At 61.7% G+C, this 22,349-nt stretch carries 25 protein-coding genes, 2 tRNA genes and 1 pseudogene; 11 read left to right on the plus strand and 17 right to left on the minus strand.

The genetic code is table 11. From position 1 onward, the window contains the following. Positions 1–38: 38 nt before the first annotated feature. The gene (locus tag GOB93_RS02995; RefSeq protein ID WP_173582053.1) at positions 39–872 is read right to left on the minus strand and encodes a BKACE family enzyme; all 834 of its coding nucleotides are present in this window, start codon (positions 870–872) and stop codon (positions 39–41) included. A 591-nt stretch (positions 873–1,463) separates the two neighbouring features. Here GOB93_RS02995 and GOB93_RS21920 point away from each other — a divergent pair. Together GOB93_RS21920 and GOB93_RS03000 are read left to right on the plus strand one after the other, a co-directional pair. Then, positions 1,464–1,553: pseudogene (locus tag GOB93_RS21920) on the plus strand (helix-turn-helix domain-containing protein); the annotation flags it as partial. Positions 1,554–1,625: 72 nt separating this feature from the next. After that, positions 1,626–2,156 carry an IclR family transcriptional regulator domain-containing protein gene (locus tag GOB93_RS03000; protein ID WP_277877206.1) on the plus strand — a complete coding sequence of 177 codons (531 nt, stop codon included), beginning with the start codon at positions 1,626–1,628 and terminating at the stop codon, positions 2,154–2,156. A 59-nt stretch (positions 2,157–2,215) separates the two neighbouring features. On the opposite strand, the gene glmS is transcribed toward GOB93_RS03000, so the two are convergent. Continuing rightward, a complete protein-coding gene (glmS, locus tag GOB93_RS03005; RefSeq protein WP_173582055.1) occupies positions 2,216–4,039 on the minus strand; it encodes a glutamine--fructose-6-phosphate transaminase (isomerizing) in 1,824 nt (607 codons plus the stop codon). After that, complete coding sequence (gene glmU, locus GOB93_RS03010; RefSeq protein ID WP_173582056.1) at positions 4,039–5,400, minus strand: bifunctional UDP-N-acetylglucosamine diphosphorylase/glucosamine-1-phosphate N-acetyltransferase GlmU; 1,362 nt, start codon at positions 5,398–5,400, stop codon at positions 4,039–4,041. Before glmU ends, glmS begins: the two co-directional genes overlap by 1 nt. 114 nt (positions 5,401–5,514) lie before the next feature. Here glmU and GOB93_RS03015 point away from each other — a divergent pair, with 114 nt between their 5' ends. Beyond that, positions 5,515–6,183, plus strand: coding sequence for an HAD hydrolase-like protein (locus GOB93_RS03015; protein WP_173582057.1), 669 nt, complete (start codon positions 5,515–5,517; stop codon positions 6,181–6,183). Positions 6,184–6,220: 37 nt separating this feature from the next. Here GOB93_RS03015 and GOB93_RS03020 read toward each other — a convergent pair whose 3' ends face one another. The 5 genes from GOB93_RS03020 to GOB93_RS03040 form a co-directional block, all read right to left on the minus strand. Continuing rightward, a complete protein-coding gene (locus tag GOB93_RS03020; RefSeq protein ID WP_173582058.1) occupies positions 6,221–7,123 on the minus strand; it encodes a DUF3108 domain-containing protein in 903 nt (300 codons plus the stop codon). A 68-nt stretch (positions 7,124–7,191) separates the two neighbouring features. Next, positions 7,192–8,016 (minus strand): IclR family transcriptional regulator, encoded by an 825-nt coding sequence (locus GOB93_RS03025; RefSeq protein ID WP_173582059.1) that lies wholly within the window; start codon positions 8,014–8,016, stop codon positions 7,192–7,194. Positions 8,017–8,290: 274 nt separating this feature from the next. Next, positions 8,291–9,862 carry a peptide chain release factor 3 gene (gene prfC / locus GOB93_RS03030; RefSeq protein ID WP_173582060.1) on the minus strand — a complete coding sequence of 524 codons (1,572 nt, stop codon included), beginning with the start codon at positions 9,860–9,862 and terminating at the stop codon, positions 8,291–8,293. A 133-nt stretch (positions 9,863–9,995) separates the two neighbouring features. Next, on the minus strand, positions 9,996–10,613 hold the full coding sequence (rpsD, locus tag GOB93_RS03035) for a 30S ribosomal protein S4 (protein ID WP_173582061.1): 618 nt from the start codon (positions 10,611–10,613) through the stop codon (positions 9,996–9,998). Between the two features lie 191 nt (positions 10,614–10,804). Beyond that, complete coding sequence (locus GOB93_RS03040; RefSeq protein ID WP_173582062.1) at positions 10,805–11,134, minus strand: ArsR/SmtB family transcription factor; 330 nt, start codon at positions 11,132–11,134, stop codon at positions 10,805–10,807. Between the two features lie 226 nt (positions 11,135–11,360). Here GOB93_RS03040 and GOB93_RS03045 point away from each other — a divergent pair, with 226 nt between their 5' ends. Next, entirely contained in the window at positions 11,361–12,437 is a 1,077-nt protein-coding gene (locus GOB93_RS03045; RefSeq protein WP_173582063.1) for an alkene reductase, read from the plus strand. A gap of 55 nt (positions 12,438–12,492) precedes the next feature. Here the strand turns inward: GOB93_RS03045 and GOB93_RS03050 are convergent, their stop codons facing one another. Continuing rightward, positions 12,493–12,924: a DUF4167 domain-containing protein gene (locus tag GOB93_RS03050; protein WP_173582064.1), complete on the minus strand. Its 432-nt coding sequence runs from the start codon at positions 12,922–12,924 to the stop codon at positions 12,493–12,495. Here GOB93_RS03050 and GOB93_RS03055 point away from each other — a divergent pair. Then, the gene (locus tag GOB93_RS03055) at positions 12,895–13,050 is read left to right on the plus strand and encodes a hypothetical protein (RefSeq protein WP_173582022.1); all 156 of its coding nucleotides are present in this window, start codon (positions 12,895–12,897) and stop codon (positions 13,048–13,050) included. The genes GOB93_RS03050 and GOB93_RS03055 overlap by 30 nt on opposite strands. Positions 13,051–13,233: 183 nt before the next feature. Here GOB93_RS03055 and prmC read toward each other — a convergent pair whose 3' ends face one another. Continuing rightward, complete coding sequence (prmC, locus tag GOB93_RS03060) at positions 13,234–14,133, minus strand: peptide chain release factor N(5)-glutamine methyltransferase (protein WP_408742337.1); 900 nt, start codon at positions 14,131–14,133, stop codon at positions 13,234–13,236. Between the two features lie 87 nt (positions 14,134–14,220). Between prmC and GOB93_RS03065 the strand changes: the two genes are divergently transcribed. Then, positions 14,221–14,685, plus strand: coding sequence for a hypothetical protein (locus GOB93_RS03065; protein WP_242010502.1), 465 nt, complete (start codon positions 14,221–14,223; stop codon positions 14,683–14,685). Positions 14,686–14,717: 32 nt separating this feature from the next. On the opposite strand, the gene GOB93_RS03070 is transcribed toward GOB93_RS03065, so the two are convergent. Genes GOB93_RS03070 through GOB93_RS03085 form a run of 4 tightly spaced genes read right to left on the minus strand, consistent with a single transcriptional unit; the run spans position 14,718 to position 18,182 of the window. Further along, positions 14,718–15,479, minus strand: coding sequence for an ABC transporter ATP-binding protein (locus tag GOB93_RS03070; protein ID WP_173582065.1), 762 nt, complete (start codon positions 15,477–15,479; stop codon positions 14,718–14,720). A 6-nt stretch (positions 15,480–15,485) separates the two neighbouring features. After that, positions 15,486–16,559 carry an ABC transporter permease gene (locus GOB93_RS03075; RefSeq protein WP_338422283.1) on the minus strand — a complete coding sequence of 358 codons (1,074 nt, stop codon included), beginning with the start codon at positions 16,557–16,559 and terminating at the stop codon, positions 15,486–15,488. Further along, positions 16,501–16,941: an NUDIX hydrolase gene (locus GOB93_RS03080; protein ID WP_173582066.1), complete on the minus strand. Its 441-nt coding sequence runs from the start codon at positions 16,939–16,941 to the stop codon at positions 16,501–16,503. Before GOB93_RS03080 ends, GOB93_RS03075 begins: the two co-directional genes overlap by 59 nt. Before the next feature lie 5 nt (positions 16,942–16,946). Further along, entirely contained in the window at positions 16,947–18,182 is a 1,236-nt protein-coding gene (locus GOB93_RS03085; protein WP_173582067.1) for an MFS transporter, read from the minus strand. Between the two features lie 178 nt (positions 18,183–18,360). Here GOB93_RS03085 and gpt point away from each other — a divergent pair, with 178 nt between their 5' ends. From gpt to GOB93_RS03110, 5 genes are all read left to right on the plus strand, one after another. Beyond that, positions 18,361–18,846, plus strand: coding sequence for a xanthine phosphoribosyltransferase (gpt, locus tag GOB93_RS03090; protein ID WP_173582068.1), 486 nt, complete (start codon positions 18,361–18,363; stop codon positions 18,844–18,846). A gap of 6 nt (positions 18,847–18,852) precedes the next feature. Further along, positions 18,853–19,782: an N-acetylmuramic acid 6-phosphate etherase gene (locus GOB93_RS03095; RefSeq protein ID WP_173582069.1), complete on the plus strand. Its 930-nt coding sequence runs from the start codon at positions 18,853–18,855 to the stop codon at positions 19,780–19,782. A gap of 23 nt (positions 19,783–19,805) precedes the next feature. Then, positions 19,806–19,882 (plus strand) — tRNA-Pro (locus GOB93_RS03100). Positions 19,883–19,922: 40 nt separating this feature from the next. Beyond that, complete coding sequence (locus GOB93_RS03105; protein ID WP_173582070.1) at positions 19,923–20,234, plus strand: ETC complex I subunit; 312 nt, start codon at positions 19,923–19,925, stop codon at positions 20,232–20,234. Between the two features lie 100 nt (positions 20,235–20,334). Further along, a tRNA-Arg gene (locus GOB93_RS03110) sits at positions 20,335–20,411 on the plus strand. Positions 20,412–20,481: 70 nt separating this feature from the next. Here GOB93_RS03110 and GOB93_RS03115 read toward each other — a convergent pair. Genes GOB93_RS03115 through GOB93_RS03125 form a run of 3 tightly spaced genes read right to left on the minus strand, consistent with a single transcriptional unit; the run spans position 20,482 to position 22,269 of the window. Further along, the gene (locus tag GOB93_RS03115; protein WP_173582071.1) at positions 20,482–21,675 is read right to left on the minus strand and encodes a tyrosine-type recombinase/integrase; all 1,194 of its coding nucleotides are present in this window, start codon (positions 21,673–21,675) and stop codon (positions 20,482–20,484) included. After that, entirely contained in the window at positions 21,635–21,964 is a 330-nt protein-coding gene (locus tag GOB93_RS03120; protein WP_173582072.1) for a DNA-binding protein, read from the minus strand. Before GOB93_RS03120 ends, GOB93_RS03115 begins: the two co-directional genes overlap by 41 nt. Further along, a complete protein-coding gene (locus GOB93_RS03125) occupies positions 21,961–22,269 on the minus strand; it encodes a hypothetical protein (RefSeq protein ID WP_173582073.1) in 309 nt (102 codons plus the stop codon). Before GOB93_RS03125 ends, GOB93_RS03120 begins: the two co-directional genes overlap by 4 nt. Positions 22,270–22,349: the final 80 nt, after the last annotated feature.

Genomic DNA, 22,349 nt, shown 5'->3' on the forward strand with positions numbered 1-22,349 from the left:
TCTGCGTCCGGTCCCCGTGAGGCCGGGTGACGGGGGAGTCAGACTGCTTCGCGGAGACCGAGCATGTGTCGTGCTTCCGCGGGTGTGGCCGGGCGGCGGCCATGCGCGGCAAGGCGTTCCGCTGCGATCTGAACGAGTTCCGCGTTGCTGCTGGCGAGTCTGTCACGACTGACCCGGATATTGTCTTCAAGACCGGTCCGGACTCCGTCACCGTCCCGTACGAGAACCCAGTCCATGACCATGGTCTGGAATTTGCCGATCCCGGCGGCTGTCCAGGTTGCATGCGGCAGAACGCGCTGTTTTTCCGCGAGCAGGATGTCGAGAAGATGCTCTTCCGCCGGCATGGCGTTCTTCACGCCCAGTACGAACTGGACATGCGGGCGCGGGCTCATGAGGCCGGCATCGATCAGCCGGCGGGCGCCATGGATATGCGAAAGATCGAAAATCTCGATTTCCGGGGCCACGCCGTATGTTTTCATGGAGGTGGCGAGGCTTGTGACCAGAGCTTCTCCGTTTTCGTACACGATTGTGGGGAAGTTCACCGAGCCGGTTGAGAGCGATGCCATATCCGGGCGGAGCGGCAGGGCGCTGCCACGTGCGCCGGCGTCACGACCGCGACCGCCGGTCGAGAACTGGATGATCATTCCGGGGCAGTGCCGGGACACGCCTTCCTGGACTGCGCGGAACAGATCCGGGTCTGAGGACGGACTCTCATCCGGATTCCGGACATGGATATGAACGAGCGATGCGCCGGCTTCAAAAGCCTGATGGGTGGATTCGATCTGCTCCGACGGGGTGACGGGCAGTGCCGGGTTATCGGATTTGCGTGGTACGGAGCCTGTGATGGCGACGGCGAGGACGACTGGGCGCATGGGGTTTTCCCTTTTTGTGACATCCCTCTCCGGGGACTGATCCAGGTGTTGAACATTTTCAGGCGATAAACATTTCAGACAGTGAAACGACGCGTCATCACGGAAAAGATAACGGGCCGGCGCTGGACGGATTTTCCGTCCGGGATGATCCCCCTGCCCTGCCGGCGGGTGCAGGTTTTGTTTTCGTTCTGCGATATTCTTTGTTCAGAACGATGAGTTTCCGTTGTTACTGCCTCCGTCGGGACGTCATTTTTCTGTGCCTTTTTTGCGACGGATGCGATGTCGTCCCTGGACTGTTCCGGCACTGATGCAGCCTGTCGTTTTTTATTTTGTGCGTATATCGCACTTATGGGCGTATAATGAATTCCATTCAGCACCTCTCTCCTGCTGGCGGCAAGGGCGAAATCCGTCCTCCCCTTGTTGTGAAATCATGGCTGGACAGGCGGGGTTATCCGGCTTGCCGCTTTCATGGTCTCTGGGGCACAAAGGGTTTATGAATCGCGCGGAAGCAGCCTCACAGGACGTCGCTATTGAAAGCCGGGATTTCGTTACCGGTCTTGCGCGGACTGGACGTCCTGCGCGTCGGCTCCGGAGGGGCTCACGCTTTCGGATGTCGCGCATTTGGTCGATCTGCCGCGCGCCGCTGTTCGCCGCTCGCTTCTGACGCTTGTCGCGACAGGTTATGTGACACGAAGCGGGCGTCTTTTTCAGCCGACGCCGCGTGTGCTGGGGCTCTCGGCGCGAGTGGCCGATATGCCGCTGCCCCGTCTGGCTCAGCCTGTTCTCGATGACCTCAGCCGGTCGATTGATGAAAGCGCGTCGCTGGCGACTCTGGACGGGCCTGACATTCTCTATATCGGGCGGTCGGAAACGCGGCGGATTCTGGGTGTGGATCTGTCGGTCGGATCACGCCTGCCGGCATGGTGCACTTCCATGGGCCGCGTTCTTATTGCCGCTCTGCCTGCTGCTGAACGACAGGCGCATATTCCGGCGAATCTGACGGCGCGGACGCCGAAGACCATTACTGACCATGCCGAACTTGACGCAGTGCTGGATGGCATTGCTGCCGATGGATACTGCATCCTTGAGCAGGAACTGGAACTGGGGCTTCGCTCCGTCGCCGCGCCGGTGCGTGATGGCACGGGACAGGTTGTGGCGGCGCTCAATGTCGGAACTCAGGCGGCGCGGACGTCGTTGCGGGATGTTCGCCGGATCATTGTTCCGGCTGTGATCCGTGCGGCGGCCACTCTGACGGAAGCGATCAGGCTGCAGCGGCGTGGCTGACGTGGCGCCGCTGCAGCCGGGTTTTCTGTCCGTGTTTCTCCCGGTGTTTCCGTCCGGCATTATTCGACGGTGACGGATTTTGCGAGGTTCCGGGGCTGATCGACGTCCGTGCCTTTTAGCAGGGCGGTCTCATAGGCAAGGATCTGCACACCGATGGTCTGGATGACCGGTGTGACGAACGGATGGACCTCTGGCAGGGCAATGGTGTGTTCGGCGATGGCCGAGAGCCGTTCGGCGCCGGCTTCATCGGTGAAAGCGAGCAGGCGTCCACCCCGTGCCTTCGCTTCCTGAAGGTTTGACAGGGTTTTTTCGAACAGGGGTCCGGAGGGAATGGTGGCGACGATCGGCACGGTCCGGTCGATCAGGGAGATCGGGCCGTGTTTCATCTCGCCGGCGGCGTAGGCTTCGGCGTGGATATAGGAAATTTCCTTGAGCTTCAGCGCGCCTTCCATGGCGACGGGATAGGCGCTGCCGCGGCCGAGATAGAGCACGTCACGCGCTTCCGCGACGATGCCTGCCATTTTGCGGATATCTGCCTGGTGCGAAAACACTTCAGCGGCTTTGCCGGGAAGGTCCAGCAGCGCGGTGACGAGTTCGTCCTCACCGGCTTCGTCCAGGGTGCCGCGGGCGCGGCCCATTGCGATGGTCAGGCAGGCGAGGACGGTGAGCTGCGCTGTGAAAGCTTTTGTTGAGGCAACGGAAATTTCCGGTCCGGCGACGGTGCCGAGGACCAGATCGCTTTCCCGCGCCATGGTGCTGTGTTCGGCGTTCAGGACGGAGAGCACCGGCAGGCCGATTGCTTTCAGAGCGCGCAGGGCGGCGAGCGTATCGGCTGTCTCGCCGGACTGGGAGATCAGCATACCCAGCGAGCCGGGTGTCAGCGGTGGATTGCGGTAGCGAAGTTCACTGGCGACGTCGATATCGATCGGCAGGCGGGCGATTTCCTCAAGCCAGTAGCGGCCAATCATGCCGGCATAGTAGGCGGAACCGCAGGCGGTGATGACACCGCGCGGGATTGTCGCGAGATCGCATGGCAGAGGCGGCAGCACGACCTTGCGTGTTGCGGGATCGACCATACGCTGGAGTGTCTGCCCGATCACCAGCGGATGTTCGTGCAGTTCCTTTTCCATGTAGTGCCGGTAACCGTCTTTTCCGACCGCACCCGCAATCAGGGCCGTGACCTGAATTTTGCGCTCGACGGGCTCGCCGGTGTGGTCGAAGAATTCGGCTTTCTCCGGTGTGATGACGACGCAGTCACCGTCATCGAGATAGGCGATGCGGCGGGTGAGAGGGGCCAGGGCGAGGCTGTCGGAGCCAAGAAACATCTCGCCGTCACCGAAGCCGACGGCGAGGGGCGCGCCGTGACGGGCGCCGATCATCAGGCCTTCATGGCCGGCGAAGATCATGGCGACGGCGTATGCGCCTTCAAGGCGGCGGAGCGTCGCGAAAGCCGCCTCACGCGGCGACTGGCCGGCTGCGAGGTAATAATCGACCATCTGCGCGATGGTTTCGCTGTCGGTTTCCGTCTCGAAAACCTGACCTTCGGCTTCGAGTTCGGTGCGAAGGGTCTCGAAGTTTTCGATGATGCCGTTATGCACGATCGCGACGCGGCTGGTGCCGTGCGGATGGGCGTTGTTCTCAGTCGGCGCGCCATGTGTAGCCCAGCGTGTGTGACCGATGCCGGTCGTGCCGTAAAGGGGCTGGGTTTCGAGGACGGCGGCGAGGTTGTCGAGTTTGCCCGCCGCGCGGCGGCGCTCAATACGTCCCTCATCCAGCGTGGCGATACCTGCGGAATCGTAGCCGCGATATTCGAGCCTGCGCAGGCCTTCAAAGACGATGGGAGTTGCGGGACGATGTCCGACGACGCCGCAGATGCCACACATCAGCTTTGTTCCTTCTTTGCCCGGAGCGCCGCGCGGAATCGCGCCGCCCATCCCGGTTTGTTGACCTGCGTGCCTCTGGCGACGGCGAGCGCGTCCGGCGCGACATCGTGAGTGATAACGCTTCCGGCGGCGATGAGGGCGCCGTCACCGATTGTCACAGGTGCGACAAGAATGGAGTCTGATCCGATGAAGGTATTTTCACCGATCGTCGTCCGGTGCTTGAACACGCCATCATAATTGCAGGTGATGGTCCCTGCCCCGACATTGCTGCCCGCGCCGATACTGGAATCGCCGAGATAGGTCAGATGGTTTGCTTTCGCGCCGGCGCCGAGCGTCGTGGCTTTCAGTTCGACGAAATTGCCGACATGGGAGGCCTCGCCGAGGCTGCTGCCGGGGCGCAGGCGTGCGTAAGGTCCCACGAGGGCGCGCGGGCCGACCTCGCAGCCTTCGAGATGGCTGAAGGCGCGGATTTCGGCTCCGCTGCGGACGGTGACGCCCGGACCGAATACGACATTCGGCTGCACCACGACATCCGGTTCGAGCAGTGTGTCGAAGGAGAAAAAGACTGTTTCCGGCGCTGTGAGCGTGACGCCGGCCAGCATGGCGTTCTGCCGCAGCCGGGCCTGCACGATCGCTTCGGCTTCCGCCAGTTCGGGGCGTGAATTGATGCCTCGCAATTCGCTTTCCGGCGCTTCGACGGCGCGGACGATAGCGCCCTCGTCGCGGGCGATGGCGACGACATCGGTCAGGTAATATTCGCCTTTGGCATTGGCGTTGCCGACACGATGCAGCCATTCGCGGAAATGTCCCGCTTCAGCGCACAGGACGCCAGCGTTGCAGAGATCGACATCTCTTTCCGCCTCGGTTGCGTCCGCCCATTCGACGATTTTCCCGACAGTGCCGTCCGGAGCGGTGATGACCCTGCCATAGCGGGCGGGATCGACCGGACGCATGGCCAGCAGGGCGAGATCTGTCCGTTCCGCGCCTGTGCCGGCGCGGCGCGTGGCGAGCAGGCGGGACAATGTTTCGGGCGTGATCAGGGGGTTGTCGGCATAGAGGACTGCGACGTCACCCTCTCCGAAGAAGGATTCGGCCTGGAGGGCGGCGTGGGCGGTGCCGAGGCGGTCATGCTGAATGACGGTGGCATGGGGTGCGGCGAGTGCGGCGACATCGTCCATACCTGGGCCGATCACCACGACCACACGGCTGAAGACTTCAGCGGCGCTGACGATCAGGTGGGACAGCATGGGCTGTCCGGCGAGTGGCTGCATGGCTTTCGGCAGTGCGGATCGCATCCGGGTGCCGAGGCCGGCGGCGAGAAGGACGGCGGTTGACGGAGCGGGAACCTGTGAATTTATCATGGTATTTCTGGCGGTAGGCCAGCACCGGGATGCTGTCAAACCTCAGGGGTGCCGCGGGCTTTCACTTCGCGTTACGATGATTTTCCGGGCAGGTGACCGGAAAAGGGGACGGGCATGCGGCTGGCGGTTTTTGATCTCGACGGGACACTGATCGATTCTCTGCCGGATCTCGCCGACAGCGTGAACAGTCTGCTGCGTGGCTACGGCCTGACGGAACAGGACGATGGTTCCGTGCGGGGGATGATCGGGGACGGTGTGGCGGTTCTTGTGCAGCGCGCTCTTGCCCGCTGTGGCGATGCAGCTGCCGGAATTGACCGGGCTGAGGCGACGAAGCGGTTCATGGAGATTTACGGGCCGCGGGCAACGGAGCGGTCGCGGCTGTTTCCCGGTGTGAAGGATGCGCTTACTTGTATGCGCGACGAGGGCTGGCGGCTGGCGGTCTGCACCAACAAGCCTGTGGCGGCGGCTCACGACATTCTCGACACGTTCGGGCTGAGTGATCTGCTGGTGGCTGTCGGGGGTGGCGATTCCTTTGCGACGCGAAAGCCCGATCCGGGACATCTGCTGGGCACGATCAGGATGGCGGGCGGCGATGTTTCGCGCTCGGTCATGACCGGCGATCATGCCAACGATATCAGGGCAGCTTCCGGGGCGGGCGCCCGCTCGGTTTTCGCGGAGTGGGGTTACGGCGTGCAGGCTTTTGCGGAAGGCGCGTCGGCCTGTGCGGCGTGTATGGCGGATGTGCCGGCGATTGCGGCGCGGCTGGTGCCGGCGGTGTCGTGAGTGGTGGGCACCAGAAAGGGTGGCATCGGGAGCGGCGTTATTGAACCAGAACCGGGTCTTTAGTCAGCAATGCGGTGGCTTTGCCGATTTTGGGGTGTTCCATTTCGACTCTGACCGCGACGGGGCCGAAGCCCGGGATGGTCTCGAACCAGATCGATCCGCCATGGGTTTCCCGCAGGCTGGTCGTTGTGTGCCCTTTGATGAAGCCGGCGATCTGACGGCCTGAAAAATCGCAGCGCAGGGCGGGTGCGCTCCATTCTTTCCGGACGTTCGGCGGCGCTTCCGTTCCGGCGCTTCGGAGGGTCATACGGGTCAGGCGGATGCCGTCGAAAATATCGAATGTTCCGTCACAGCGGCCGGTCTGCCTTACCTCGGCGAGGACTCTCATCATGGCTCCGAGGATATCGACGGCTGCCTTTTTCTGGTCGTCCGAAACGGGTTCACGGTCCGTCTCGGGCGGGTCCTGTATCACGATCCGGGGGCCTGATTGCGGGTAATCGATCATGACATGCCGCATGGCATGGCGGCTGAATCCGCCGCTGTCATAGAGCTGTGGCTGAACGACGCCGTTCTGCACGCTGCCTTTCGCCAGTGAGTGGATGTTCATCCGCATGAACAGGCTGACCAGGCCACCGGCATGGGCATTCATGCTGGCCTCGTAATGAGTCGAATCCAGCAGATAGTCGGTGCTGATGTCCAGCACGGCGAACCAGTGCGAGTACAGCGTGTAGGACAGGCGGGTCTTTGCGGGGGACAGCGTGGCTGCGGGGGCTGCGGCTTCCGGCGCTGTCTGCGCGCGGGCTGCGTCTGTTCCGCACAGACTTATCAGGGCGGAACAGAGGAGCGGGAAAAAGACCTGGCGGAACGGGCGCCGTGCCCGGATCGCCGGAAGACCATGCAGGCCTGTGCGGCCTGCCGTCCGGATGTTGACCTTTGTCATCCGCCGGAGTTCAGCACGGCGACATACGGGACGGCAAGATGGAGCGGTCTGGATGGTCGCCTTCGGGTTCAGGCGCCGCGATAGCCGAGACGGGCGGAAAGGCTGGCGGCCACGGAGGTGGTCAGATGGCCGATACGGTCCCGCATTTCATCGGCGTTTGCGGGCTTCGGCTGACTGATTCCGAGTCCTGCAACCGTGTTGCCGCTCGAGTCATAGACTGCTGCGGCGAAGCACCAGACGCCGAGATGAATCTGTCCGTCATCGATGGCGTAACCATCTTTCTGGGCAATCCTGATCTCTTCCATGACTTCTTCGGGAGTGATGGTGCTGTGTGGCGTCGGGGCGGGTGGCCAGGTGGCGAGCGGATAAAGCGTCAGCCACTCGCGAAACGCGGCGCGGTCCATGGCGCTGAGCTGCGCCTTGCCTGTTGCGGTATAAACCGCCGGCAGATGCAGTCCGACGCTGTAATGCACGCCCAGCCCCTTTTCGCTGGCGCGGCTGGCGAGATAGACCACCTCGTCGCCATCGAGCGTGCTGAGACTGACGGTATAGGGCGCGAGTTCCGGATGCGTTCCGACGATGTGATGAAAGGCACCGATCAGATCCTGGCGGGAGCTGACATGAGCGGCCCAGTCGAGCAGGCGCGGACCGAGGCGGTAGCCGGAGGCGTGACCGGCGGCGGATTCGAGCAGGCCGAGTTCGGTCATCACGCCGATCAGCCCGTGGGTGGAACTGCGGGGCAGGTCCAGGAGGCGGGCGATTTCCGCGGCGTTTGGCGGTGTCTGCTGCGATCCGACGAGATCAAGGATTCTGACGGCCCGTCTCAGCGCCGGAACGGATTCGTTTTCTTTTTCTTTTATTGTCACCAGATGTTCGTCCTTGACGCGGCTCATGGGAATCGCCTATATCCGACATACGGGATCGTGTTCAATATAATGAACAATAAGAAACTGAACACGATTTCGTCGTTACTTTCCGAAAAACATTGTTCAGACCGGATGTTACGGAGATTCTTCGGGTCTCCGTACGGGACCGGCTGTCTTCGGAAACGTCATTTCCACGTCGGATGATGAAGCGTGACTCCTTCTGCATGTACGGTCTGGCCGGAATCTGTGCGGATTCCGGGGATCTGGTAAAGGGGGCTGACGGAGAAGCCTGATATTCCCGTCAGCCGACGGCGAGGCCGATCTGTTTGATGTCGTGGAATTTCAGATCCGGATTCATTTCTTCTGTGCGCCGCATCATGAAGGCCGAACTGGCGAGAAAGACCGGATCGCCGTCCAGGTCATCCGCCATTGAGGAACGGTTGGCCTGTGCGAAAAGATCGAGTTTCGTCCGGTCGCCTGTGACCCAGCGCGCGAGGGAGAAGGGAGTGGAATCGAAGCCAATGGCGACGCCGTATTCCCCTTTCAGCCTTGCCTGCAGCACGTCGAGCTGAAGGGTTCCGACCACACCGACGATCGGCTGCGCCCCGTCCTGAGGACGGAAGAGCTGCACCACGCCTTCTTCCGCCAGTTCCGTGAGGGCCTGGCGGAGTTTTTTGGCTTTCATCGCGTCTTCCAGCCGGACGCGGCGCAGGATTTCGGGGGCGAAATGCGGGACGCCGGTAAAGCGGATGTTCTCACCCTCGGTCAGCGTATCGCCGATACGGAGCGTGCCGTGATTGGGAATTCCGACCACGTCGCCGGCGAAGGCTTCCTCGGCGATCTGACGGTCGCGGGCGAAGAAGAACTGTGGCGTGTGGAGAGCGAATCCCTTCCCGGTGCGGGTATGGTGCAGGCGCATACCGCGTGACAGGCGACCCGAGCAGACGCGCGCGAAGGCGATGCGGTCACGGTGATTCGGGTCCATATTGGCCTGAATCTTAAACACCAGCGCGGTCATACCCGGCTCGTCGGCGTGAACGGTGCGGGTTTCTGTGGCCTGATCGCGGGGTGACGGACCAAAAGCCACGAGGGCGTCGAGAAGATCAGTGACGCCGATTTCCTTCATGGCGCTGCCGAAGAACACGGGAGTCAGGTGGCCGGCGTCGAAGGATTCCCGGTCGAATTCGGGAAGCGCGGCGTCGATCAGTTCGAGATCCTCGCCGAGCTGGATCATACGGGGGTCGGCCTGATCCAGCGGCGTTGTGGTGTGCACTTCGCGGGTGCGCAGGTCATAGGTGCCGACGAAGGTGGCGGCGCGGCCGACGGGCCAGGTGGCGGGTGTGGTGTCGAGCGCGAGGGAGGACGATATCTCGTCCAGCAGGGCGAACGGGTCCTGGGCTTCGCGATCCATCTTGTTGATGAAGGTGACGATCGGGATATCGCGCATGCGGCAGATTTCGAACAGCTTGCGTGTCCGGTCCTCGATGCCTTTGGCGGCGTCGATCACCATGACGGCCGAATCCACGGCGGTCAACGTGCGGTAAGTGTCTTCCGAGAAGTCCTCATGACCGGGAGTGTCGAGAAGGTTGAAGACGCAGCCGCCATATTCGAACGTCATGACCGAGGTTACGACGGAAATGCCGCGATCCCGCTCAATGCCCATCCAGTCCGACCGGGTCCGGCGGCGCTCGCCCTTGGCCCGCACATTGCCGGCGAGCTGGATGGCGCCGCCGGCGCGCAGGATGCGTTCGGTCAGCGTCGTCTTGCCGGCATCCGGGTGCGAGATGATCGCGAAGGTCCGGCGACGGGAGATGGCATCGCGGATTTCGTCCGGTGTCTCAGCCGGTGCGGCTGCGGTCTGGGTATTGGTCATGATGGCTGATCATCCTGCGATGGATGGAAGGCACGGAGATGTGGCCTGAAAACGGCAACGCCGGACGGAGAGAGACTCTCCGCCCGGCGCCAGAACGGACCCGGTCGGTGAGGACCGGGCAGTCTCGCAGGATTTAGCGCGAGTAGAACTCGACCACGAGGTTCGGTTCCATCTGCACCGGATACGGCACATCGGAGAGACCCGGACCACGGAGGAATGTGCCCTTCATCTGACGATGATCGGCTTCCATGTATTCCGGAACGTCACGCTCGCCGGACTGGGCGGCGTCGAGGACGGCGGCGAGCTGCTTGGACTTCTCGCGGACTTCGATGACGTCACCTTCGCGGACGAGGTAGGAAGGAATGTTCACCTTCTTGCCGTTCACGAGGATATGGCCGTGGTTGATGAACTGACGGGAGGCGAACGGCGTGATCGCGAATTTCAGGCGATACACGACGGCGTCCAGGCGACGCTCCAGCAGGTTGATGAGGTTCTCGGAGGTATCGCCCTTGCGACGCACCGCTTCCTCATAATACTTGCGGAACTGCTTCTCGCTGATGTTGCCGTAATAGCCTTTCAGCTTCTGCTTCGCCATCAGCTGGACGGAGAAATCCGAAGGCTTGCCCTTGCGGCGCTGGCCGTGCTGGCCCGGTCCGTAGTCACGGCGGTTGACCGGGGACTTCGCGCGGCCCCACAGGTTGACGCCGAGGCGACGGTTAATTTTGTATTTGCTCTCAAGGCGCTTGCTCATCGTGCGCGCTCTGCTTTCATCTTTTGCGACGTGACGCGGACGTTTATGTCCCCTCACCCGCAGTGGCACCGGTAGTCTCTGACCAGCATGGTTCAGAGCGGGCGCGTTCCGTATTACCGGCCCCGGGGAGCATGATACCCGCTGGGCCGGCCGGTCCGTCCACGTTCCCGGCAATGGGTGGCGCCTATAGGTCAGGAGGCCTTTTGTGTCAATTCCGATGATGCGTGCGTATCCAGAACCAGCGCGATCAGCCCTGGGAAGCGACGTTCCAGCTCATCTTTCCGCAGGGTGTTGATATGTTCGGTGCCCTGCGTGGTGGTTCTGACCAGTCCGGCCTCGCGCAGAACGCGGAAATGGTGAGACATGGTGGAGCGTGGCCGGTCGCAGCTCAGGGCGGCGCAGTTCAGCGGGCCGCGCCGGGCGAGGGTGCGTACGATGTCGAGGCGCAAAGGATCGGAGAGGGCGTGAAACACCGCTGAGGGCTCGACGGTGTCGATGGATGGATGGCTGTAGCGTTCCATGGCCCCCTGCCCCGCCGGTTTTCTGTCACCGGTCCCTGTTACCGGCCAGCTGTTGTGTCCGTCCGGTCCCTGCCCGCTTGCGACATCTGTTTATTATGCAGAAGGATCCGTCGGGATGCGAGGGGTTCGTCATTATCTTCCCAACGAGCCTCCATCGGAATTTGAAGTTCGATAAAATACGAACTATAGAGCAGGTGTGTCGATCACCCAGAAAGGGATGCATGCGATGACTACTCTTTTCGATCCCATCCGCATCGGCGCCATCAGTGCGCCGAACCGGATTATTATGTCTCCGCTGACCCGGGGCCGCGCGACCCGCGCGCATGTCCCGACGCCTGTCATGGCGGAATATTACGGCCAGCGCGCCAGCGCGGGGCTGATCGTCTCGGAAGCCACCGGCATCAGCCGTCAGGGACTGGGCTGGCCCTACGCGCCCGGACTCTGGTCCGATGAACAGGTTGAGGCCTGGAAGCCTGTCACGCAGGCGGTCCACGATAAGGGTGGTCATATTGTCGCCCAGCTCTGGCATATGGGGCGTCTCGTTCATTCCTCGGTGACGGGACAGCAGCCGGTTTCTTCTTCTCCTGGCGCGGCGCCGGGCGAGGTTCATACTTATGAGGGCAAGCGTCCTTATGAGAGTGCGCGGGCGTTGCGGATCGACGAGATTCCAGGACTTCTGGAGGATTACGGGCGGGCGGCGCGCAATGCGCGCGCGGCAGGCTTTGACGGTGTGCAGATTCATGCCGCGAACGGCTATCTGATCGATGAATTTCTGCGAAATGGCGTCAATCATCGTGACGATGCCTATGGCGGCGCGCCGGAGAATCGCATCCGGCTTCTGCGTGAGGTTACCGAGAAGGTCATAGCGACCATCGGGGCGGACCGGACGAGTGTGCGGCTCTCGCCTAACGGGGAGACGCAGGGGGCTGACGACAGTGATCCGGCGGCGGTTTTCGTGCCGGCGGCGAAGATGCTGTCCGGACTGGGGATCGCCTCTCTCGCCTTGCGCGAGCCGGGGCCGGACGGAACATTCGGGGCGACGGATGAGCCGAAACTGTCACCGCAGATCCGCGAAGTGTTCGATCAGGTTCTGATTCTGAATTCAGACTACACGCCGGAAGCGGCTGAAGCGGCGGTTGCCTCTGGTCTTGCCGACGCGATCGGCTTCGGACGGCCATTTATCGCCAATCCGGATCTGCCCCGTCGCATCCGCGAAGGGTTGCCGCTGGCCACGTCGGAGATGAAGACCTGGTATTCTCAGGGGACCGAGGGATATATCGACTTCCCGCCGGCAACCGCCTGAAAGTATGCCAGGGAGGGGGTTTGCGCCCCTTCCCTGTGGCCGGTCCGGATACCTGTCAGGATGCGACGGCTTCTGATTCAGGCTGCGCCTCACCCTGCTGGTCGCTGTGGTTTTCTTCGGCGCCGCCGGCTGACTCGTTCTGCTGGTAATTTGGCCGTGAACGCGTGGTCCGTTCCTGCCGCTCGATCTGGGCCTGCTGCGCGGCCTGGTTCATGGCGTTCAGAATACGGAAGTAATGTTCAGCATGCTGGAAGTATGCTTCGGCGGTGACCCGGTCACCACCGGATGTCGCATCGCGTCCAAGCTGGAGATATTTCTCGAACAGCTGCTGAGCCGTGCCGCGGATACGAACTTCGGGACCGTTACTGTCGAACACATGGTTCCGGTTAAGGGGGACCTGCCCGTTATGGAGGCGTGCCCCGCTGCTTCCGCCGTTATTATTACTTCCGGGCCGGTGATGACGGCTGCGCGTGCGTTTCATATTCATGGTGTTACCACGACACTTTCCTGTCTTTACGCAGTCAGCGCGCATTTTACTGTTCTGCTGACCGACTACTCGAAACCTGTATTTTTCGGGTTCAGGCTCGGCGCGACCGCAGAAGCGCATCGCTGACACAGGCCTTTCTGGCCGTCGCTGACGTTAGTGGCGATCTGTATCGCGCTGGCTACAGCACGATACGCCATGGGAACGTCAGGCGTTCCGAAGCCCTTTGGAGCACAGGCGGCGCGCCGGCGCAAGCAAAGATATGCATCATGTTATGAATACCTGACAGGTCAGGCTATGGAGTTGCGGAGGTCAGAGCGTAAAGACCACTGCGCGGGGATGCCCGCCGAGATCGGAGCGGATATCCGCAACGCGCAGACCAGCGGACCGGCCCAGTTCCGGCACGGTTTTATCCTGACCGATGCCGATTTCGAAAACAGCCAGACCACCGGGCGCCAGAAGCCGGGTCAGGGCTGGCATCAGCACACGATAGTCGTCGAGTCCGTCCGCTCCGCCGTCGAGCGCGCTGAGCGGTTCGTAGTCGATGACGTCGCGCATGAGATCGGGGATATCGCAGCCTGGAATATAGGGCGGGTTGGACAGCACGACATCGAAGCGGCCGGAAATGGCGTCGTCCCAGCGGCTGACGATGAAAGAACAGCGCTCCGCAAGGCCGTTCGTGCGGGCATTTGCCGCGGCGAGCGCCGTGGCTGCCGGAATACGGTCCACGCCGATGCCGGTTGCGTGCGGGTATTCACTGAGCGCCGCGAGCAGCAGGCATCCGGTTCCGGTTCCGAGATCGAGAACGGAGCGCACTGCTTCCCGTTGCGGGCGATGGGCCAGAAGGGTTTCGATCAGTGTTTCCGTATCGGCGCGTGGAATCAGCGTATCAGCGGAGACGGCCAGATCCAGCGTCCAGAAGCCCTGTTTCCCGGCCAGATATGCGACCGGTTCGCCACGGGTGCGGCGAGCGACAAGCGAAAGGAACAGGTCGGGTTCGGCGATCACGCTGTCGCCGTGTCCGAGTTGCCAGCCAGTTGTCATTCCGAAGGCGATCTCCAGAAGCAGGCGGGCTTCCCGGCGCGCGTCTTCGATGCCTGAGGCAGCGAGTTCCGTCGTCGCCCGGGTGATGAGGCTCATGACGGTTGCCGAAGATGACGCATGCGGAACAGGGGTAGTGGTTGTCATGGCCGGGAGCAAAGACGGAGTCATGCCTCCGCTGTCAATGTCGCAATCCTTTCATGTGCCTTTCCGGTTCAGGCCGGGCACGTGTCGGGCTATATTGACGGGATGACAAAGATGTTCCGTTTCGCCCGACGCTCCGGGGCGCTTCTTACCGCGGCTTTCCTTGCAATCGGCATGGTTTATGCCGGGCAGGCACAGGCCGGGCAGTTTTCGGTGGTTGATGAAAAAGCGCCGCAGGAAATTTCCGAGGTGTCACGTCTGTATGTGGACGGCGAGCTGGCCGCGACATTTATCCTGAACAGCGACACGACGCAGAAGAGCGAGACGATCCACACCCCCGCCGGCCGGGTCGAGCATACTTATGCTCTTTGCGGTGAGATTGTGATCCGCACGCCGGAAGGACGGACGGAGACGCATAATGTCAGCAGCGCCGGTGTTCTGCACAATCCGGACGGGCATGTATTCCAGGCTCTCGGAGCGGAGAATTTCACCGATTTCTATCTCATCGATCCGACCGATCCGGATGTCGCCCAGCATCGGCCCGGACGTGCGGAGGCCTGCACGGTTGCGACGAGCTGACTGAGCGGAGCGGCCGGCCTGATGTTTCCGGTTCAGGATTCAGCTTCGAGATAGGCGGGCAGCACCTGATCCGTCGGGCCGTCCATGACCACCCTTCCCTGCTCCATCCAGAGCAGGCGCGTGCACCATTTTTCGACGATTTCCGGCATATGGGTGGAGATGACGAGAATTTCCGCGCCTTCCACGAGGCCAGAGATCCGTTGCGCCGCGCGTCGCATGAAGGATTCATCGCCGGCCATGAACCATTCATCCATGATCAGCACCTGCGGCATGATCGCGGTTGCGAGGCCGAAGGACAGTCTGACGCCCATGCCGGAGCTGTAGGTTTTCAGTGGCAGGTCCATAAAGGACCCGAGACCGGCGAATGTTTCGACGTCCTGCTCGACCTCGGTGATTGCTTTATCGGATAATCCGAAGAACAGACCACGCAGCCGGATATTCTCGCGGCCCGATAATTCGGGGTTCATGCCGAGCGACGTATCCAGCAGAGTGCCTATCCGTCCCCGGACGAGCACACGGCCTTCCACGGGTTCGTAAATCCCGGCGAGTGCGCGCAGGAGCGTGGTCTTGCCGGCCCCGTTCCGGCCGATCAGCCCGAGACGGTCTCCGGGGCGAAGGGAGAAGCTGATATCCGTGAGAGCCCGGACGGTCACCCGGTTACGGTTGTCCTGTGCGAACCGGCCTGACAGCCGGCGCCCGCCGAGCGCGCCGCTGAGCGTTTTTTTCAGGCTGCGGGCGTCGCCGTGGTAGAGCGGGAAGGAGATTGTAAGATTTGAAACGTCAACGCCTGCCATGTCCGCTTATACCCAGTAAGCCAGCCGCGCGCGCATGCGTGCGAACAGCAGGAAAGAGATAAACCACAGAATCATGCTGTAGAGGATGGCCATAAGCCAGATCGAAGGGCGGACGGGTGTTCCCATGAATGTGCCGCGGATGATTTCCAGAAATGGAAAACATGGGTCCAGCAGCATGTACTGACGGCCGGTATAGATCAGATCGGGTTTCCAGAGGACGGGCGTGACGAAGAACAGAATCTGCATCACGCTCGCGCTCACTGGCGGGATGTCACGGAAGCGGGCGCCGAGAACTCCGACCAGCAGGGTGATTGCGTAAAGATCGACGCCCCAGAGCATGAGGCTGGCCGGAATCTGCCAGTTCAGTGTCGGCGTGATGTGAAAAATCATGAAGACGATCGCGATGACGCCGACGCTGTGAAGGAAGGTGAGAAAGTTCCGCACGGTTACGCGCAGCACGTGAGTGCTGAACGGCATCCGTACGGCGTGGATCAGCCCGGCCGATCTGGTGAAGGTGGCGCAGCCTTCGGAGACCGTGCTGCCGAGCAGAGCCCAGAGAACGAGCGAGAAGGACAGGAACGGCAGATAGACGCGCAGTTCGATATGAAACAGGGCGGCATAAAGCACGCCCATCGAGCCGACCAGGACTGCTGTTGAGATGGTCATCCAGAATGGCCCGAGCATCGAGCCACGGTAACGGAGCTTGATGTCCAGCCAGCCGAGCATCCAGCCGAGCCTGAACAGGGCCATGCCCTGACGGAAATCCCGCAGCGCATGCAGGATATGCGCGAAGCCCTTTTCGGGCCGCAGATCGAGAACCGGTTCGGGTCCCTGCGCTGCGATTTCTGCCCGCAATTCGGGTTCGGCGGAGACTGCCGGATGATCGGGCGCAGCGGAGCCGGCTGCCATCGGAGCGTCGCCTGACTGCGTTCCGGCGTCCGCGTTTTCGTCGCTGTTCATGGCAGCGCGATAGACAAGGCGGCCGGCGAGCGCAAGCGCCGTCCGGTCACGCCGGATTGTGTCACGTCCGCGCCTCAGCCTGCAGTGCGAGAGGCAGAAGTCCGGAGCTTGCGGCCGCACCCAGCGACCGGATCTGCTCGATATCGAACCAGCCGACTTCCAGAGCATCGTCACCCGCACGCGGGTTCAGCTGTTCCAGGCTGGCTGTTACCCGGCAGCGGATGACCGCGATCAGATAGTGAAACAGGAGGGCTCCGTCCTTGTCGCGATGGATCGACTCCAGGACCGTAAGCACGTCTTCACCCAAGGCTTCCACTCCGGTTTCCTCGGCGAGTTCCCGTGCCGCGGCGATGCGCATTTCTTCTCCTGGTTCGATCCTGCCACCGGGAAATCCCCATAATCCGGCATCCGGTGCATTGGCCCTTCGGACCAGTAGAAACGCGCCGTCTGTTTCGCGCCGTACGACCGCGAGAACTCCCCCGCGGGGGCGTGGTTCAGTCATATGCCTCAGTCACTTTTAATTTCATCCAGTCTGTCGAGATCCCGCAATCCCGGAAAGAAGCGCATCCACAGCACCGTTACGATCAGTGTTCCGACACCACCGAGGACGACGGCGGGAATTGCGCCGATGGTGCTGGCGAGCATGCCGCTCTCGAACTCGCCGAGCTGATTCGATGAGCCGATGAACAGCATGTTTACGGCTGAGACACGACCACGCATTTCATCGGGCGTACCAAGTTGCACAAGAGCGCCACGCACCATGACACTCACCACATCCGCGGCACCGAGGACCATCAGCGCGAAAACGGACAGGGCGATGGAGCGCGACAGTCCGAAGACGATCGTCGCCACGCCGAATATGGCCACGCTCAGAAACATGAACCGGCCTGCGTGACGGTTGAGGGGCCACCGGGTCAGAAGGGTGGCCATGATTACCGCCCCGATCGCGGGGCCTGCCCGTAGCAGGCCGAGGCCGACGGGGCCGGCATGAAGGATTGCATCGGCATAGAGCGGAAGGAGCGCGGTGGCGCCCCCCAGAAGAACGGCGAACAGATCAAGCGAAATAGCGCCCAGCATGGCGGCCTTGCGGCGCAGGAAGGCGATACCGCCGAAAACGGATTCGAGGGTCATCGGCTGGCGTGCCCGCGCGGCGAATTGCAGCTGCATCATGCATGTTGCGGTGGCGGCGGTGCCAAACCCGGCGGCGCAGAGTGCGTAGCACGTGCCGGCGCCCAGACCGTACAGCACGCCACCCAGCGACGGACCGGCGATGGATGCCACCTGAAAGATCGAAGACGACAGTGCTGCGGCTTTTGGAAACAGTGTCGCCGGAACGAGAGAAGGCAGAAACGTCTGCTGTGCCGGCATTTCAAAGGCCCGGCAGGCCCCGAACAGCATGACCATGGCGTATATGCCCCACGGACCGAGAACATGTTCGAAAGAGGCGATGGCCATCACGACGGCCGAACATGTTTCGATCATCTGGCAGGTCATAACGACACGGCGACGGTTGAACTGGTCGGCCACGTGCCCGGCCGGAAAAATCAGTGCGACCATTGGCAGGAACTGCATCAGGCCGACGAAACCGAGTGCGGCAGCGCTGTGTGTCAGCGCATACATCTGCCAGCCGACCGCGACGGCCTGCACCTGCGACGAAAAGGCCGCCACGTTGCGTCCGATAAGGAACGCCAGCAGTCCTGGCTGACGAAGGAGCGCTGTTTCGGTGATGGTTTGCTGGCACATATTCGCGTCTCTAGCAGTCCGGAAGACGCCTGACACGGGGGAGATGAACTGCGACTCCGGTAATGATGCGCGTTGCAAATGAACGTCCGGGAGGGCAATACGACCCTTTATCGGCGCGGAACCGCCATAAGGCGGTGCAATTTCGGTTCAGAGACCAGCAGAAAGGCTACGGCACAGAATGGCGACCAATTACGCAACGGTGACATGGGATCAGCTTCACCGCGATGCCCGCCTGCTCGCCGAGAACCTCATGCCGCGCGCACCTTTCAGAGGAATCGTCGCTGTTACCCGTGGCGGGCTGATTCCCGCCGCCATTATCGCCCGTGAACTGGATTGCCGTCTGATCGAGAGCATTTCGGTCGTCACATATCAGAATGAGGAAGAGCGGGGCGAGCCGACGATCATCAAGGACCCGGAGGCGGCCGGAGATGGCGAGGGTTTTCTGGTTATCGATGATCTGGTGGATTCCGGAATCACCGCGCAGGTTGTTCGCAGGCGTCTTCCGAAAGCGGTTTTTGCGTGTCTGTATGCCAAGCCCAGCGGCAAGCCGCTGACAGATCTGTTTGTCGTTGAGGTGCCGCAGGACACCTGGGTGCTGTTTCCGTGGGACACGGCGCCGCTCTTCGTGCCGCCTCTGGCGCGCAAACCTGTTCCGACCGAGTAAAAGATCATGACGGATACGGCTCATTCCGGTCATGTTTTACCGGCTACCGAAGGTGCCGATCCGGCATTCGACGCTTTTGACACATGGCCTGTCGGCACGCAGCTGACGGCTCTGTGGCAGTCGCAGCTTGCGGCGGCGGCGGTTGTTTCAGCCGCATTGCCGGCACTGTCGGCGGCTGTTGAAGCCGCCCTGCCCCGGCTCCGCAGAGGTGGCCGGCTTGCCTATGCCGGCGCGGGCAGCTCGGGACGGCTGGCTGCGCAGGACGGCGCCGAGCTTGAGCCGACCTACAACTGGGCGCCGGAGCGTCTCCTGCTGTTTATTGCCGGCGGGCCGGAGGCGCTGCTCACCGCTGTCGAAAATGCCGAGGATGACGGGGAAGCGGCTCGTGTCGCTGTCCGGGATGCTGCTATCGGGCCGGACGATGTTCTTGTGGGTGTCGCGGCCAGCGGGCGGACGCCGTACACCGTGGCGGCCATCGAAGCCGCCAGAGCGGCCGGCGCTCTGACTGTCGGTGTTGCGAATGTATCTGGAACACCGCTGCTGGCGCAGTCCGAATATCCCGTCTTTGTCGGGACCGGTGCCGAGCCGATTGCGGGATCGACCCGGATGAAGGCCGGAACCGCGCAGAAAATTGTTCTGAATCTGCTGTCTACGACTCTGATGACCGGTCTGGGACGCGTTTATCGCGCGCAGATGGTCGATATGCGCAGCCGCAACGAGAAGCTGCGGCGTCGCGCCGTGCGCATGGTGATGGGGCTTGCGGGATGTGACGAGCCGGTGGCCCGAATCGCTCTTGAACAGACAGGAGGACATGTGAAGCCTGCTGTTCTGATTGCCTGCGGAACGGATGCGACGAAGGCGGAGGCTGCGCTTTCCGCAACGGGAGGCAATCTCCGGGCTGCGATCAACGAATTGGGACTTGCCAGAAACGGGTGAGGTACTTAAACAGCGCCCTGTGTCGGGGCGTAGCTCAGCCTGGTAGAGCGCCTGCTTTGGGAGCAGGATGTCGGAAGTTCGAATCCTCTCGCCCCGACCATTTTTGATACGATGACGTGACTGCACCGGAGATGGCGAGCATGACGGCACGGATCTACAGGCAGCCCAAGGCGGCCGGCCAGTCGGGTTTTCACGGCACTCATACCTGGATCCTGGATTACGGACAGTCCGCGCAGCGGCACCCTGATCCGCTGATGGGATGGACGGGCAGCAGCCGGGACACGCAGTCTCAGCTTCGCCTGCGCTTCGACAGCAGTGACGCTGCTGTGGCCTATGCGAAAAAACACGCTATTCCCTATGAGCTTGAACAGCCTCCTGCTGCACACATTCGGGCGCCGAAGGTTTATGCGGATAATTTCGCTGCGAACCGTATTCAGAACTGGACGCACTGAGAGCCGGACGGGTTGAATGGCCCCTGCCGGGATAAGGACTCTTGTTTTTCCGGGCGGAACCATTGATAAAACCGTTGCCGGGTTTACCCTCCCTGTCTGCGCGCCCTTAGCTCAGTTGGATAGAGCAACAGCCTTCTAAGCTGTGGGTCGCTGGTTCGAATCCAGCAGGGCGCGCCATTTTCTGCCGCTAATCTGCAAACAGTTTGCATGCCGGTTTGCAGTGACTGTGGGTCGTTTCTCGTTCTGTTCACATCAGACGTCCGCGAGAGGCAGCAATGGAAACTATCTTCGAGACTTCACGGGTCTGATGGCGTTCCCATGCTTCCATTCCGGAGACTGCAACCTCGGTTCGTCGCGGCAGATACGTGTCGATAATGCGCTGACAGTAATCGATGCTGTGTCCACTGATCGCTGCAATCTGAGGAGTCGTGGCCCCGGCTTCCGCCAGCCTGACAATACCAGTCCGGCGCAGATCGCGGCGCTGGCGATGCATCCCTTTCAGCTCGTCCAGAACCTCCCCCTTTGTCATGCCGGATCGAAACAGTGTGCGCGCATGAGAAAGCGCCAGCCTGTGCATCACGGCATCCCATGCCCGGCTAAAGTTTCTCAGGCTCCAGATTTTTCCGCGCGGGCTCGGAACGAGAAGATCTGCGGTCCGTCGGCCGATGCGTCCCGCGATCAGATATTCCTCGGCGGATCGCGCCGTGTCGATCTCCGCCAGTCTCGCCCGGATGTAAGGCGCCAGTCGCTGATGTACCGGAACGTCTATCAGCGCGCCGGTTTTGTCCTGTCGAAGGGCAATAAACATGCGTCCATCACGCTCGGATATGGCGCCCGCTTCCATCTGCAGCATGTCGCTGGGTCTCTGAATCGTATAGAGCAGAAGCAGGTAAGCGAGCTGCAGCGTCGGACGGGCACGCGCAACAAACTGATCCTCCATATCGAAGGTCCAGATCTCCGTTCTTTTGCGGGTGGGGTAACGACCAAAGTTTTCCGCAACGTTCTCGCTAACCAGACCTTTCTCCTTGGCTCTCGCCAGAAGAATCTGAAGGAGGGACAGAACCTGGTTGGCTTTTCTGGGGGTGGCGGCCAGTCTCTGACGGATCTGTTTCACTTCGTCCCGGGTGACAGCCTGTGGCGGGATGTCGCCCCAGTCTTCACGCATGCGGTCAAGGTATCCTCGATAGAGCCTGCGTGTCCTGAGTGCGAGGGTGCCAAATGCCTCTGCATCTCTGAGATAGTCGACAATCAGCCAGCCAATCGATCCGGGCACGATGCCCGCTTCGCAATCGGCGGCGTCTCCTCTCACGTATCGTTCGGCGCCTTCCCGGTCGTGACCGAGAAATCGACCTGTCGAGCGTTCGTAAAAGTATCTGAGCGTGGTTCCATCCGGTCGTTTCTTAGTAACGACGTTCAGACCGGTTCTGCGGGAGGGTGGCATTCATTCTCTCCGAAAGAGTTGGCATGACCAGCACTTCCGCAGGAACGGGGGAACCGGTGGCCGCCGGTTCCCCCACACCTATGCCGGAGTGCTGATCGGCGTAACGGTCGAGCAGAAGCCTGTCCCACGTCAACTTTCCCCCCTTCCCACCCCGTAATCGCGGCATCGGCCACCATCCCTGCCCTACTTCCTGTGAGAACACAGACGCGCTGACGCCGAGATAGCGAGCGGCCTCCTGGCGGCTCAGATACCGGGGCCAGAAAGGAGCGGATAAAGCTTCTTCTGTCATGACGGCCTATCTGGTTCTGGCGCAGCGGGGATTTCCATGAAGTGTGTGGGGTCGGCAGAACACCCGGAATAGTTCCACCAGCCTCCCGACACTCTGGTTCCGACAAATGGCTCCCCGTCATCCTCGACCAGCAGGGCATTGTGCATATCGTCGGGGGCTTCGCAGACGGGCCGCCACGGTGAGGGTGCGGCTGCGAGTGCTGCTTTGAGCGTATTGGTTATTGCGACATCTGCCAGATCCTCAAGTGAGGTTCGAGAATAGGCCCGAAGGCCAGCCTCGATCATCTCCGGTGTCGGTTCGCGCATTTTCACCATATCCACCATTCATCATCATTATTGTCTGAGACCGGGAATCTCGCTGCAAACCATCCTGCGATGCGGAGACA

Source organism: Acetobacter musti, assembly GCF_011516835.1.
Lineage (GTDB): Bacteria > Pseudomonadota > Alphaproteobacteria > Acetobacterales > Acetobacteraceae > Acetobacter > Acetobacter musti.